The 12,632-nt window shown below is 71.3% G+C and carries 13 protein-coding genes, 1 other RNA gene and 1 riboswitch; of the genes, 11 read left to right on the top strand and 3 right to left on the bottom strand.

Going from position 1 to position 12,632, the window contains the following annotated elements; genetic code table 11:
• Positions 1 to 100: 100 nt before the first annotated feature.
• The 9 genes from glyA (at position 101) to thiL (ending at position 8,256) form a co-directional block, all read left to right on the top strand.
• Complete coding sequence (gene glyA, locus ACW5EG_RS11390) at positions 101 to 1,369, top strand: serine hydroxymethyltransferase (protein ID WP_457021504.1); 1,269 nt, start codon at positions 101 to 103, stop codon at positions 1,367 to 1,369.
• Positions 1,370 to 1,384: 15 nt separating this feature from the next.
• The gene (gene nrdR, locus ACW5EG_RS11385) at positions 1,385 to 1,918 is read left to right on the top strand and encodes a transcriptional regulator NrdR (RefSeq protein WP_457019297.1); all 534 of its coding nucleotides are present in this window, start codon (positions 1,385 to 1,387) and stop codon (positions 1,916 to 1,918) included.
• 108 nt (positions 1,919 to 2,026) lie between these two features.
• On the top strand, positions 2,027 to 3,124 hold the full coding sequence (ribD, locus tag ACW5EG_RS11380; RefSeq protein ID WP_457019298.1) for a bifunctional diaminohydroxyphosphoribosylaminopyrimidine deaminase/5-amino-6-(5-phosphoribosylamino)uracil reductase RibD: 1,098 nt from the start codon (positions 2,027 to 2,029) through the stop codon (positions 3,122 to 3,124).
• Positions 3,125 to 3,183: 59 nt separating this feature from the next.
• Positions 3,184 to 4,188, top strand: coding sequence for a Gfo/Idh/MocA family protein (locus ACW5EG_RS11375; RefSeq protein ID WP_457019300.1), 1,005 nt, complete (start codon positions 3,184 to 3,186; stop codon positions 4,186 to 4,188).
• Positions 4,189 to 4,225: 37 nt separating this feature from the next.
• Positions 4,226 to 4,392: riboswitch (FMN riboswitch) on the top strand.
• A 64-nt stretch (positions 4,393 to 4,456) separates the two neighbouring features.
• A complete protein-coding gene (locus ACW5EG_RS11370) occupies positions 4,457 to 5,068 on the top strand; it encodes a riboflavin synthase (RefSeq protein WP_457019301.1) in 612 nt (203 codons plus the stop codon).
• Complete coding sequence (gene ribB / locus ACW5EG_RS11365; protein WP_457019303.1) at positions 5,065 to 6,165, top strand: 3,4-dihydroxy-2-butanone-4-phosphate synthase; 1,101 nt, start codon at positions 5,065 to 5,067, stop codon at positions 6,163 to 6,165. Before ACW5EG_RS11370 ends, ribB begins: the two co-directional genes overlap by 4 nt.
• A 103-nt stretch (positions 6,166 to 6,268) precedes the next feature.
• Positions 6,269 to 6,736 (top strand): 6,7-dimethyl-8-ribityllumazine synthase, encoded by a 468-nt coding sequence (gene ribH, locus ACW5EG_RS11360; RefSeq protein ID WP_457019304.1) that lies wholly within the window; start codon positions 6,269 to 6,271, stop codon positions 6,734 to 6,736.
• Entirely contained in the window at positions 6,685 to 7,197 is a 513-nt protein-coding gene (nusB, locus tag ACW5EG_RS11355; protein WP_457021502.1) for a transcription antitermination factor NusB, read from the top strand. The genes ribH and nusB overlap by 52 nt, the downstream gene beginning before the upstream one ends.
• Positions 7,198 to 7,314: 117 nt before the next feature.
• Positions 7,315 to 8,256 (top strand): thiamine-phosphate kinase, encoded by a 942-nt coding sequence (thiL, locus tag ACW5EG_RS11350; RefSeq protein WP_457021500.1) that lies wholly within the window; start codon positions 7,315 to 7,317, stop codon positions 8,254 to 8,256.
• A 259-nt stretch (positions 8,257 to 8,515) separates the two neighbouring features.
• Here thiL and ACW5EG_RS11345 read toward each other — a convergent pair whose 3' ends face one another.
• The 3 genes from ACW5EG_RS11345 to ACW5EG_RS11335 are packed head-to-tail and all read right to left on the bottom strand — an operon-like array spanning position 8,516 to position 11,298.
• Positions 8,516 to 9,688 carry a MalY/PatB family protein gene (locus tag ACW5EG_RS11345; protein ID WP_457021498.1) on the bottom strand — a complete coding sequence of 391 codons (1,173 nt, stop codon included), beginning with the start codon at positions 9,686 to 9,688 and terminating at the stop codon, positions 8,516 to 8,518.
• Positions 9,689 to 9,710: 22 nt separating this feature from the next.
• Positions 9,711 to 10,073, bottom strand: coding sequence for a YraN family protein (locus ACW5EG_RS11340; protein WP_457019310.1), 363 nt, complete (start codon positions 10,071 to 10,073; stop codon positions 9,711 to 9,713).
• A gap of 49 nt (positions 10,074 to 10,122) precedes the next feature.
• Positions 10,123 to 11,298 (bottom strand): penicillin-binding protein activator, encoded by a 1,176-nt coding sequence (locus tag ACW5EG_RS11335; protein WP_457021496.1) that lies wholly within the window; start codon positions 11,296 to 11,298, stop codon positions 10,123 to 10,125.
• 79 nt (positions 11,299 to 11,377) lie between these two features.
• Here ACW5EG_RS11335 and rsmI point away from each other — a divergent pair, with 79 nt between their 5' ends.
• Both rsmI and rnpB read left to right on the top strand, forming a co-directional pair.
• On the top strand, positions 11,378 to 12,199 hold the full coding sequence (rsmI, locus tag ACW5EG_RS11330) for a 16S rRNA (cytidine(1402)-2'-O)-methyltransferase (RefSeq protein ID WP_457019574.1): 822 nt from the start codon (positions 11,378 to 11,380) through the stop codon (positions 12,197 to 12,199).
• Positions 12,200 to 12,258: 59 nt separating this feature from the next.
• Positions 12,259 to 12,628: RNase P RNA component class A (rnpB, locus tag ACW5EG_RS11325), an RNA gene on the top strand.
• Positions 12,629 to 12,632 lie beyond the last annotated feature (4 nt).

Below are 12,632 nucleotides of genomic sequence, written 5' to 3'. Positions count from 1 at the left end.
TTTTTCATTTCCGGTCCGCGCCGCTGCGCGTGCGACGCCAAGCCTTTGCGCGGCCGGGCGGGTACAATCCGGGGGGTCCCCCCGTTGCCCCGGAGCCACGATGTTTTCCCGCGACGCACGTATCGAAGGTTACGACCCCGAACTCGCCGCCGCGATCGCATCGGAGGTCCGGCGCCAGGAGGACCACGTCGAGCTGATCGCGTCGGAAAATTACTGCAGCCCGCGGGTGATGGAGGCCCAGGGCAGCCAGCTGACCAACAAGTACGCCGAAGGCTACCCGGGCAAGCGCTACTACGGCGGCTGCGAATACGTCGACGTGGCCGAGCAGCTCGCCCTCGACCGCCTCAAGCAGCTGTTCGGCGCCGACTACGCCAACGTGCAGCCGCACTCGGGCTCGCAGGCCAACCAGGCGGTGTATTTCGCACTCCTGCAGCCGGGCGACACCATTCTCGGCATGTCGCTGGCGCACGGCGGGCACCTGACCCACGGCGCCAAGGTCAACGCTTCGGGCAAGCTGTTCAACGCCGTGCAGTACGGCGTGAACGACGCAGGCCTGATCGACTACGACGAAGTCGAGAAGCTGGCCGTGGAGCACAAGCCGAAGATGGTGGTTGCGGGCTTCAGCGCCTACTCGCAGAAGATCGACTGGGCGCGTTTTCGCGCCATTGCCGACAAGATCGGCGCGCTGCTGTTCGTGGACATGGCGCACGTCGCCGGCCTGGTCGCCGCCGGCGTGTACCCCAACCCGGTGCCGCATGCGCACGTGGTGACCTCGACCACGCACAAGACCCTGCGCGGGCCGCGCGGCGGCATCATCGTCGCCAGCCGCGAAGGCGCGGGCGACGGCTACGACGCGATGACCAAGAAGCTGCAGTCGATCGTCTTCCCGGGCATCCAGGGCGGTCCGCTGATGCACGTGATCGCGGCCAAGGCGGTGGCCTTCAAGGAAGCGCTGGAGCCGGAGTTCAAGACCTACCAGGCGCAGGTGGTGAAGAACGCGCAGGCGATGGCCAAGGTGATCATCGAGCGCGGCTACAGGATCGTCTCCGGCGGCACCGAGAACCACCTGATGCTGGTCGACATGATCGGCAAGCCGATCACCGGCAAGGCAGCCGAGGAAGCGCTGGGCAAGGCCCACATCACGGTCAACAAGAACGCCGTGCCCAACGACCCGCAGAAGCCCTTCGTCACCTCGGGCCTGCGCATCGGCACGCCGGCGGTCACCACCCGCGGCTATGGCGAGGACGATTGCGCGACGCTGGCCCACTGGATCTGCGACGTGCTCGATGCGCCGGAGGACGAGGCCGTCCTTGCCCGCGTGCGCGAGGGCGTCACCCAGCAGTGCCGGCAGTTCCCCGTCTACGGCTGACAGTCCCGACGCCTGATGCACTGCCCCTTCTGCCAGCACCAGGACACCAAGGTCATCGATTCGCGCGCGTCCGACGACGGCGCGACGATCCGGCGGCGTCGCGAGTGCGAAGCCTGCGGCGAGCGCTTCAGCACGCTGGAGACGATCGAACTCAAGCTGCCGGTGATCATCAAGGGCGACGGACGGCGCGAGCCGTTCGACGCGCGCAAGCTGCGCACCAGCATGGACCGCGCGCTGCACAAGCGGTCGGTGTCGGAAGAGCAGATCGAGGCGGCGGTGCGTGCGGTGGTGCACCAGCTGCGCATGACCACCGAGCGCGAACTGGCCTCGCGGCGCGTGGGCGAATTCGTGATCGCGGAACTGCGCAAGCTCGACCACGTCGGCTTCGTGCGCTTCGCCTCGGTGTACCGCTCGTTCGAGGACATCACCGACTTTCGCGAAGAGCTCGACCGGCTCGAACGCGAACTGCCCGGCGAGGCCCAGCTGCCGCTGCTGGGCGGCGAAGTCGTGGCGTTCGGCAAGCCCGGCGGCAAGGGCCGCAAGCGCTGATGCCCCCACGGCTTTTCTGCCACGGATTGCGCGGATGAACGCGGATATGTTCCTTGCCTTGATCCGCGTTGATCCGCGCAGATCCGTGGCCAAAAAGGGCTTTTCAGGATGAGCGGATTCAGCGCGACCGACCACGCGATGATGGCGCGCGCGCTGCGGCTGGCCGAGCGCGGCGCATGGACCACCAAACCCAACCCGATGGTCGGTTGCGTGATCGCGCATGGCGACGAGGTGGTGGGCGAGGGCTGGCACCGGCGACAGGGCGGGCCGCATGCCGAAGTCATCGCGCTGCAGGCTGCCGGCGCGCGTGCCCGCGGCGCCACCGCCTACGTCACCCTCGAGCCCTGCAACCACACCGGGCACACCGGCCCCTGCGCGGCCGCGTTGATCGAGGCCGGCGTTGCGCGGGTGGTGGCGGCGATGCGCGATCCCTTTCCGCAGGTCGACGGCGCGGGTTTCGAGCGCCTGCGCGCGGCCGGCATCGGGGTCGAGGTCGGCCTGATGGAAACGCAGTCGCGTGCGCTCAACGTCGGTTTCCTTTCCCGCATCGAGCGCGGGCGTCCGTGGGTGCGGGTCAAGCTGGCCTGCAGCCTGGACGGGCGCACGGCCATGGCCAGCGGCGAATCGAAATGGATCACCGGCGAGGCGGCGCGCGCCGACGTGATGCGCTGGCGCGCACGCGCGGGCGCGATCCTCACCGGCGCCGGCACCGTGCTGGCGGACGATCCCTCGCTGACGGTGCGTTTCGACGAGCCACGCGAGTTCGTGCCTCCGCTGCGCGTGGTGCTCGACCCGGGCCTGGCCACGGTCGCGCGCGGCAAGGTGCGCGAAGGCGATGCGCCGACGCTGTACCTGCACGCGCCGGACATCAAGCCGCCGCGCGAGCTGGTCGCCGACCGCGCGGCGGTGCCGGTGAAGGCGGGCATGTTCGACCTGCATGCGGTGCTGGCCCTGCTGGCGCAGCGCGGCGTCAATGAGGCGCACGTGGAGGCCGGTGCCACGCTCGCCGGCGCGCTGCTGGGCGCCGGCCTGGTCGACGAATTGCTGCTGTACATCGCGCCTGTGGTGCTGGGCGACAAGGCCAGGCCACTGTTCGGCGGCCTGGGTTTCACCGAGATGGCGCAGACCCTGCGGATGACGATCGTCGACGGACGCCGCGTCGGCGGGGACCTGCGGCTGCGGATGCAGCCGCAGGCGTCGGGCTGAGCAAGCTGCGCGGCGCAGCCACGCGTCAATAATCCTTGGGCGCAGAACCGGAGGCGGCAATGACCTGCTGGGGCATCATCGGCTGTGGCGACGTCACCGAGGTCAAGAGCGGCCCGGCGCTGCAGCAGGCGACCGGCTCGTCGCTGGTGGCGGTGATGCGCCGCGACCGTGCCAGGGCTGAGGATTACGCGCGACGCCACGGCGTGCCGCGCTGGTACGACGACGCACACGCGCTCATCGCCGATCCGGGCGTGGATGCGGTGTACGTGGCCACGCCGCCCTCGACCCACGCGCACTACGCGATCGCCGCGATGCGTGCGGGCAAGCCCGTCTATGTCGAAAAGCCGATGGCGCTGGACGCGGCGGAATGTGACGCGATGCTGGCCGTGAGCCGCGAGACCGGCGTTCCGCTGTTCGTCGCCTTCTACCGGCGCGCGCTGCCCCGCTTTCTGAAGGTGCGCGAGCTGCTTGCGGCCGGCGCCATCGGAACGCCGCGCCGGGTGCGCGTCTGCGTGCACCGGGTGCCTGATCCAAGCCTGGCCGATGCAGCGGCGCTGCCCTGGCGCCTGCGGCCGGAAATTTCCGGCGGCGGCCTGTTCGTCGACCTCGGCAGCCACACGCTGGACCTGCTGGACCTCCTGCTCGGCCCACTCGTACGGGTCTCGGGAGAGGCGTCCTCGGCTGGCCTGTATCCGGCGGAGGACCGCGTGTCGATGTCGTTCGATGCCGGCGGCGTGGAGGGCGATGGCGAGTGGTGCTTCCGCAGCGATGCGCGGCGCGACCTGGTCGAAATCACCGGCGATGCGGGCCGTCTGCGCTTCGCCACCTTCGACGAGGTGCCGCTCGAACTTGAGCGCGTCGATGGCACGCAGCGTTTCGAGATCGCCAATCCCCGCCACATCCAGCTGCCACTGCTGGAGACGCTGACGGCGCAACTGCGCGGGGAGGGCGCCTGTCCGTCGACCGGTGAGTCCGCCGCGCGCACCACGCGCGTCATCGACACGGTGCTGTCGGGCTTCCGCGAGGCCGCCGCTGCGCGGGCGTCGCAGGGTGCGCTGCGCTAGAATGCGCACGCCGGCGCAGGCCGGCACTCACCAATGCAGATGTCTTCAGGGCGGGGTGCAAGTCCCCACCGGCGGTAGGTGGAAGGTCGCGTCGCGACGCATCCACGAGCCCGCGAGCGCCCGCATGCCGCCGTGCATGCGGGGTCAGCAGACCCGGTCGGATTCCGGGGCCGACGGTCATAGTCCGGATGAAAGAAGACCACCGCGCGCGGCCGTTGCCGTGCGTGGCCCGCCCTTTGGGCGTTTGCCGCCATGCGGGAAACGGACCATGTTCACGGGATTGATCCAGGGAATCGGCGCGCTGGCCTCGCGCGAAGCACGCGACGCCGATGCGCGGCTGCGCATCGCCTTCGGCACGCTCGCCGCAGCCGATATCCAGCTGGGCGAAAGCATCGCGGTCAACGGCGCCTGCCTGACGGTGGTGGCCTTCGACGACGTGCATTTCGAGGCCGACGTCTCGGCCGAGACGCTGTCGCTGACCACGCTGGGCGCACTACGCGAAGGGCGCGCGCTGAACCTCGAACGCGCGCTGCGCATGGGCGACCGGCTTGGCGGCCATCTGGTCAGCGGCCACGTCGACGGCGTCGGCGCGGTGGCCGCGATCGAGCCGGTCGCCGATGGCGCGCAGCGCTGGCGCTTCAGCTCCCCAACGCCGCTGCTGAAGTACATCGCGCTGAAGGGCTCGATCTGCGTCGACGGCGTCAGCCTCACGGTCAACGCCGTGGACGGCGATGGCTTCAACGTGACCCTCGTGCCGCACACCCTGGCACACACCGCCTTCGCGCAGACGGCGCAGGGCGATCCGGTCAACCTCGAGGTCGACCTGCTGGCGCGCCACGTCGAGCGCCTGCTGGCCGCGCGCGCGGAGGAACAGGCATGAGCTTCGCCCCGGTGCCCGAACTGCTGGAAGAGATCCGCAACGGCCGCATGGTCGTGATCGTCGACGACGAGGACCGCGAGAACGAGGGCGACCTGATCATGGCGGCCGAGCTGGTGCGGCCGTCGGACATCAACTTCATGGTCACCCACGCGCGTGGACTGGTGTGCCTGTCGCTCACCCGCGAACGCTGTCGGCAGTTGGGCCTGCCGCCGATGGTGCAGTCCAACACCTCGCGCCACCGCACCAACTTCACGGTGAGCATCGAGGCCGCGGAAGGCGTGACCACCGGCATCTCGGCCCATGACCGCGCCCACACCATCCGCACCGCGGTGCGTCCGGACGCCAAACCCGACGATCTGTCCCAGCCCGGCCACATCTTCCCGCTGATGGCCGAACCCGGCGGCGTGCTGGCGCGCAGCGGCCACACTGAAGCTGCGGCCGACCTGTCGCAGCTGGCGGGGCTGGAACCGGCCGGCGTGCTGGTCGAGATCCTCAATCCCGACGGCAGCATGGCGCGGCGCCCGCAGCTGGAGGTGTTCGCGCGCGAGCACGGCCTGAAGATCGGCTCGATCGAGGACCTGATCCGGCACCGGCTGGAGACCGAACACACGGTCGAGCGTGTCGACGAGCGCAACATCGACACGCCGCATGGCGCGTTCCGGCTGGTGACCTACCGCGACCGCGTCGGCCACGCGCTGCATTTCGCCATGGTGCGCGGCACGCCCGATCCGGCGCGTGCCTCGCTGGTGCGCGTGCAGCCGCACAACCTGCTGGCCGACGCGCTGCACTGGCGGCGCGGCGACTTCGGGGTGGCGACCGGCGACGTTCTGGCGATGCTGGCCGCGGACGATGCCGGCGCGCTGGTGCTGCTCGACGAGCCGCACGATCCGGACGTCCTGCTGGCGCGCATCCGCCAGCAGGGCCCGGCCGCCAAGCCCGGAAAGTCCGGCACCGTCGGCGAATGGCGCCGCAACGGCGCCGGCGCGCAGATCCTGCACGATCTGGGCTTTGGGCAACTGCGCGTGCTGGGCACGCCGCGGCGCCAGGTGGGCCTGGCGGGATTCGGGCTGGAAATCGTGGAGTACGTCGCGCCGTAGGGGTGGGGCAAAGGCGCGATCCCGGGTGCGTGCGGTTCCACGCAACGTCCCCGCCAGCGGCCCGCGCTAGAATCCCTGTCCCCTTTCCGGATCCTTCCCAGGCATGAGCCATTACGAAGGCGACCTGAGCGCTCCCGACGGCGCCCGCTTCGCGATCATCGCCAGCCGCTGGAACCCGCGGATCACCGATTCGCTGGTGGCCGGCGCGCGCAAGGCCTTTGCCGACCACGGCGTGGACGAAGCGGCGATCGACGTGGTGCGCGTGCCCGGCGCCTGGGAAATCCCGATGGCGGCGCGCCAGCTCGCGGCAGGCGCCGCCCACCGCGCGATCATCGCGCTGGGCTGCGTGGTCCGCGGCGACACCCGCCATTTCGAGCAGGTGGCCGACGGTTGCAGCGAGGCGCTCATGCGTGTGGCGCTCGACCACGGCGTGCCGGTGGCCAACGGCGTGCTTGCCGTCGACACCCATGAGGACGCCGAGCGCCGCGCCGGCGGCAGCCACGGCAACAAGGGTGAGGAATGCGCGCTGGTGGCGATCGAGATGGCCAACCTGCAGGAGAAGCTGTCGTGAGCCGCGGGCCACAGCGTCGCGATGGCGTCGACCCGGTTGCGCGCACGCGTTCGCGCCGGCGCGCGCTGCAGGCGGTGTACGCCATGCAGCTCTCGGGCGTGGACGCGAACAACGCGATCGCGCAGTTCGCCCACGAACAGGCGCACGAAGTCGCGGACCTGGCCTACTTCGAGGAGCTGGTGCAGGGCGTCGGCCAGCACCACAAGGCGCTGGACGCTTCGCTGCAGCCCTTCCTTGACCGCACCATGGAAGAGGTCGACCCGATCGAGCGCGCGATGCTGCGCATTGCCGCCTACGAACTGCAGCACCGGATCGACGTTCCTTATCGCGTGGTCATCGACGAGGCGCTGAAGACGGTCAAACGCTTCGGCTCCGAGCACGGCCACACCTACGTCAACAGCGTGCTCGACCGCGCCGCCGCCCAGTGGCGCGCCGCCGAAGTCCAGTCCCCGCGTACCTAGGCCCGGAGTACCGGGCTGGCCGGCGCCCGTTGTAGGAGCGGCTTCAGCCGCGATCGCACGCCACGCGCCGCGCCACCCGCAGCAAACCATCGCGCCTGAAGGCGCCACCGGCCCCGCATGGAATTCGACCTCATCGCCCGCATCCGCGACCGCGCCGCCACCCGGCCCGACGTCGTGCTCGGCATCGGCGACGACGCGGCGCTGCTGCAGCCGCCGCCCGGCATGCAGCTGGCGGTCTCGATGGACACGCTCAACGCCGGCGTGCACTTTCCCGCCGCCACCGCGCCCGCCGACATCGGCTGGAAGTCGCTGGCGGTGAATCTTTCCGATCTCGCGGCGATGGGCGCGCAGCCGGCCTGGTGCACGCTGTCGCTGTCGCTGCCCGGGCCGGATCCCACCTTCGTCGACGGCTTCCTCGATGGCTTCCTCGCGCTTGCACGGCAGCATCAGGTCGCGCTGGTGGGTGGCGACACCACGCGCGGGCCGCTGTCGATCTGCGTGGCGGTCCATGGACTCGTTGCCCCGCACGCCGCGCTGCGCCGCGACGGTGCGCGTGCCGGCGACGACATCTGGGTGACCGGAAACCTCGGCGATGCGGCGGGCGCGCTTGCGGCCATGGCGGCAGGCGCGGTGAGTGATCGCAGCATGCGTACGCGGCTCGATCGCCCCACGCCGAGGATCGAGGCCGGGCGCGCGCTGGGCGGACTCGCCAACGCCTGTATCGATGTCTCCGACGGACTGCTGGCCGACCTCGGCCACGTCTGCTTTGCGAGCGGCGTCGGCGCCAGGATCGAGCTTGCCGCGCTGCCGGCTTCGCCCGCCCTGGCCCGTTTCGGCGCGGCGGTGCGCTGGCCGTGGCAGGCCAGCGGCGGCGACGATTACGAGCTTTGCTTCACTGCGCCGCCGGACGCGCGCGATGCGGTGGAGCAGGCGCTGCGGGAGGCTGCGACGCCGGTCAGCCGCATCGGTGCAATCACTGCCGGACAGCGGCTGGTCGCACTCGACCCGGACGGCCAGCATTGGCAGCCACCGCGCGGCGGCTACGCGCATTTCGCGTAGCGCGAGGCGGGGAGAAGCATCATCGTGTCCGTGCCGGGCGCTTGCAAGAAGCTGTTCTGCCACGGATTGCGCGGATCAACGCGAATCAAGCCAGGTACTTATCCGCGCTTATCCGCGTAATCCGCGGCAAGAATGCTGTCCGCCTTCCGCAATGCGGTTGCTCGCTCACACGCCCGCGGGGCAATGCGGTGGGGGCAGGGGGCACGGCAGCGTCGATCCACTCGCGTCCTCGCCTCTCCCCGCAGGCGGGCCGCGCGCGTCAGCGCAATCCCGCGACCGCCGCCTGCATCCGCTCCAGCGCCTCCAGCAGCAGCGGCCGCGGCAGGGCGAAGTTCATGCGCACGAAGCCGGCGCCTGCATCGCCGCAGTCGCGCCCATCGGTCAGCGCGACGCGCGCCTGTCGCAGGAAAAAGCGTGCGGGCGTCGTGTCCGCCGGCAGCGGCAGGTGGCGACAGTCGATCCACGCCAGATAGGTGCCCTGCGACGCGATGAAACCCGCCTCGGGCCACTGCGCCGCGATCCACGCCGACAGCGTGTCGCGGTTGCGCTGCAGATAGCCCAGCACCTGGTCCAGCCATGGGCCGCCGTCGCGATAGGCCGCGACCGAGGCGATCATCCCCAGGCCCGCGACGCCATGCCCGGCCAGCAGCGCCATCGCGCGCCAGCGCTCCAGGTCGGCGTCGTTGCAGAACACCAGCTGCGCACACTTGAACCCGGCCAGGTTCCAGCCCTTGGACGTGGAGACGGCGGTGACCGAATGCCGCGCCGCGGCCTCGGACACGCTGGCATAGGGCAGGTGGCGTCGGCCCGGATACACCAGCGGAGCATGGATCTCGTCGGAGAACACGCGCGCGCCATGCAGTTCCACCAGGCTCGACAGCGCACGCAGCTCGTCGATATCGAACACGCGCCCGGTGGGGTTGTGCGGATTGCACAGCAGTACCAGACCGGCGCCCTCGCGCAGCGCGCGCCCGATGCCGTCCAGATCCATCGACCAGCCGTCGCCGGAGCGGCAGTGCGGCACCTCGATCACGCGGTGGCCGTGCAGCTCCAGCAGCGGCCGAAACGGCATGTAGGCCGGGGTCGGCAGCACCACCGGCGTGCCCGGCGCGACGAAGTGCCGCAGCATCAGCTCCAGCCCGCCCAGCACGTCGCCCACGGCGTGGATGCGCGCTGGATCGACCTGCCAGCCGCAGCGTTCGTGCAGCCACTGCGCGCAGGCCTGCGACAGTTCGTCCGCCAGCGCAGGCGTTGGATAGCCGCAGCGGCCGTTGGCGATCGCCTCGCCCAGCGCGGTGGCGATCGGTGGCGCGATCCCGAAATCCATCTCCGCGACGAAGGCGCCGATGCAGTCGGGATAGACGGCCCACTTCAGCGCGCCGGCCGCGCGCAGCGCCGCTTCCTCGATCAGGTCGTAGTCGGGCGGTTCCAAGCCCGCGGCGGGAGCGGGATGCTCAGGCATCGTCGGCGCGGAACGCGTCTCGGATCCAGTTCAGCGCGGGCTCGGCCGGATCGCCGCTGGCCTCGACCACGTCGAACCGGCACGGGGCGTCGCGATGGCGCGGGTGGGTGGCCAGGAACTGGCGCGCGGCCAGCACCAGGCGCCGCCGCTTGCGCGCATCGACCGAAGCGGCGCCGCCGCCGAAGCGGTCCGAACGCCGGTAGCGCACTTCGACAAAGACCAGGGTCGGGCCGTCGAGCATCACCAGGTCGAGTTCACCGAACCGTGCCGCGGCGTTGGTCGCGACCGGGCGCAGGCCGGCCTCGGCCAGGTGGCGGCCCGCGGCCGCTTCCACGGCGGCGCCGCGGGCGCGCATGTCTTGCGCAGGGGCCGGTGGTGACTGCGCCATTGCGTCGCCGCGCGGATCAGCCGCCGGCGCCGGCCAGCGGCACCACGCTGCCGTTGCGGAAGGTGGCCCAGGCGGGGATGCGCACCACGTTGCCGCCAACGTCCAGGCTCAACCGGCCGGTGGCGCCGTCCACGCCCGCCGCCGGGTCGGTGGCCAGGTGCTGCAGGTATGCGCTGAGCAGCCAGCCGTCGTAGCCGAAGGCGAACAGCCGCGCCGCCGGGCCGCGCGCGGTCGGCAGGTCGACGGCCAGGGTGTGGGGCGAGGGCAGCGCGGCGATGCCGCCCGTCGTCCAGGGCTCGCTGGCGAAGGCGATACCGTCCAGCGCGCGGTCCTCGTCGGGCTTGCCGGTGCCCGAGGTCAGCTGCGACGTGGCGATGAGCAGCTTCTGGCCGAGGCCGGCGGCGAACAGCTGCGGCGTCAGCAGCCGTGCCTCGTTGCCGCGCAGGGCGATCAGCACCGCGTCGATGCCACTCGCGCGCGAGGCGGCCGCGCGCAGCGCCGGGGTCTGGTCGCCGGGCTGGTCGCCGGTGATCGCGAGCGTGCCCGCGATCGCGCCGCCGCCGGCCTCGAACCGGGTGCGGAACGTCTCGACGCTGCGCCGCGCGTGCTCATCGCCATTGCTCAGCACCAGCACCTGCCGGGCATTGCGGGCGAGCAGGAATGCCGCCGCCCCGGCGCCTTCGTCCTCGGGCGCCAGTGAGAAATCGGCAGCGTTCGCGGGCGGGGCCGTGTTGCCGCGGTTGAGCGCCAGCAGCGGCACCGCCTGCGGCGCGTTGAACAGCGTCGAGACCTGGTCGCGACCCAGCGGCCCGAGGATCTGGTCGGCGCCCTCGGCAAGCGCGCGATCGCGCGCGACCACCGCGCCCGACGCGGTGCCGGCGGTGTCGTAGAACACCAGTTCGGGCTTTTCGCGGCGCTCGGCGTAATAGCCGGCCAGCAGCCCGTCGCGCACCGGCGCGGCCGCCGTCGCCAGCTCGCCGCTCATCGGCAGCAGCACCGCCAGCTTGCGCGGCGGGCGATAGCCGTCGCGGTCGGCCGGCGCGCGCGTGGCGTCGAAGTTCCAGTGCGGATTGACCGCGGGCGGCGCGACGGCCTCGGCTTCCGGCGCCGTGCCCGCGACCCGCACCGTGCTGCAGCCGGCAAGCGTGGCCGCCAGGGCCACACTCCACATCCATTTCGACATCTGCCGCATCTGCGGGCTCCGCGGGTGACAATGATCGCGATTCTAGCGTCCCAACCCCGGAGAGACGATGCCAGTCGGCCCAACCGGCCTGCCAGCGGCGGGCACGTTGCACGTGGTCGCCACCCCGATCGGCAATCTGGGCGACCTGTCGCCGCGCGCGCAGGAGGTCCTGCGCGGCGTGGCCGCCATCTGCGCCGAGGACACCCGCCACAGCGGGCAGTTGCTTTCGCATTTCGGGATCGCCACGCCGCTGCTGGCGCTGCACGAACACAACGAGGAGGCGATTGCCGAACGCGTGGTGGCGCGGCTGCTGCGCGGCGAGTCGCTGGCCCTGGTCAGCGATGCCGGCACGCCGCTGGTCAGCGACCCCGGCTACCGGCTGGTGCGCGCCGCGCGCGCGGCCGGCGTGCGGGTCAGCCCCGTGCCGGGCCCCTGCGCCGCGATCGCCGCGCTCAGCGTGGCCGGCCTGGCCAGCGACCGCTTCGCCTTCGAAGGCTTCCTGCCCGCGAAGTCCGCGGCCCGCCGCGAGCGCCTGCGCCCGCTGGCGGCAGAGACCCGCACGCTGGTGTTCTACGAGTCCTCGCACCGCATCGTCGAGAGCCTGGAGGACCTGTGCGCGATCTTCGGCGCCGACCGTCCCGCCGTGCTCGCGCGCGAGCTGACCAAGCTGTTCGAGACCGTGCTCGACGGCACCCTGTCCGGGCTGCTGGCCGCAGTGCAGGCCGACGCCAACCAGCGCAAGGGCGAATTCGTGCTGCTGGTGCAGGGCGCCGACGAGGATGCCGACGCCCGGCTCTTCGAAGGCCGGCGGGTCTACGCCCTGCTCGGGGCACACATGCCACCCTCGGCGGCGGCCAGGCTGGCTGCGGAAATCACCGGCGCGCCGCGCAAGGCGCTCTACGGCAGCTGATCCCGGGCGGCCGGGCCGGCTCATGCCGGCTGGACGCGGCGTGCGACAATGCGCGCGGCGGAGTCGGCTGGACAGTCGCGTCATCCCTTGCGGGGTGCCGAGGAAAGTCCGGGCTCCACAGGGCACGGTGCCAGGTAACGCCTGGGCGGCGCGAGCCGACGGAAAGTGCAACAGAAAGATACCGCCAACGGTTCCAACCTCGCCGCAAGGTGAGGTGGAATGCGGGCAAGGGTGAAATGGTGCGGTAAGAGCGCACCGCGAGTCCGGCAACGGACCGGCACGGCAAACCCCACCGGGAGCAAGACCAAATAGGGAGACTATGCCGCTGCCCGCGGTGTCTCCGGGTAGGTTGCTTGAGCGTACCGGTGACGGTGCGCCTAGAGGAATGACTGTCCTCGACAGAACCCGGCTTACAGGCCGGCTCCGCCACCTC

The sequence above is a fragment of the Luteimonas sp. A611 genome, assembly GCF_054072715.1.
This window is presented reverse-complemented; position numbering and strand designations above follow the sequence as displayed.

Excerpts from the sequence above, each read along its gene's own strand:
- glyA (WP_457021504.1), top strand. The coding sequence starts at position 101 with ATGTTTTCCCGCGACGCACGTATCGAAGGTTACGACCCCGAACTCGCC.
- nrdR (WP_457019297.1), top strand. The coding sequence starts at position 1,385 with ATGCACTGCCCCTTCTGCCAGCACCAGGACACCAAGGTCATCGATTCG.
- ribD (WP_457019298.1), top strand. The coding sequence starts at position 2,027 with ATGAGCGGATTCAGCGCGACCGACCACGCGATGATGGCGCGCGCGCTG.
- ACW5EG_RS11375 (WP_457019300.1), top strand. The coding sequence starts at position 3,184 with ATGACCTGCTGGGGCATCATCGGCTGTGGCGACGTCACCGAGGTCAAG.
- ACW5EG_RS11370 (WP_457019301.1), top strand. The coding sequence starts at position 4,457 with ATGTTCACGGGATTGATCCAGGGAATCGGCGCGCTGGCCTCGCGCGAA.
- ribB (WP_457019303.1), top strand. The coding sequence starts at position 5,065 with ATGAGCTTCGCCCCGGTGCCCGAACTGCTGGAAGAGATCCGCAACGGC.
- ribH (WP_457019304.1), top strand. The coding sequence starts at position 6,269 with ATGAGCCATTACGAAGGCGACCTGAGCGCTCCCGACGGCGCCCGCTTC.
- nusB (WP_457021502.1), top strand. The coding sequence starts at position 6,685 with ATGCGCGCTGGTGGCGATCGAGATGGCCAACCTGCAGGAGAAGCTGTC.
- thiL (WP_457021500.1), top strand. The coding sequence starts at position 7,315 with ATGGAATTCGACCTCATCGCCCGCATCCGCGACCGCGCCGCCACCCGG.
- ACW5EG_RS11340 (WP_457019310.1), bottom strand. The coding sequence starts at position 10,073 with ATGCGCGCCCGCGGCGCCGCCGTGGAAGCGGCCGCGGGCCGCCACCTG.
- ACW5EG_RS11335 (WP_457021496.1), bottom strand. The coding sequence starts at position 11,298 with ATGCGGCAGATGTCGAAATGGATGTGGAGTGTGGCCCTGGCGGCCACG.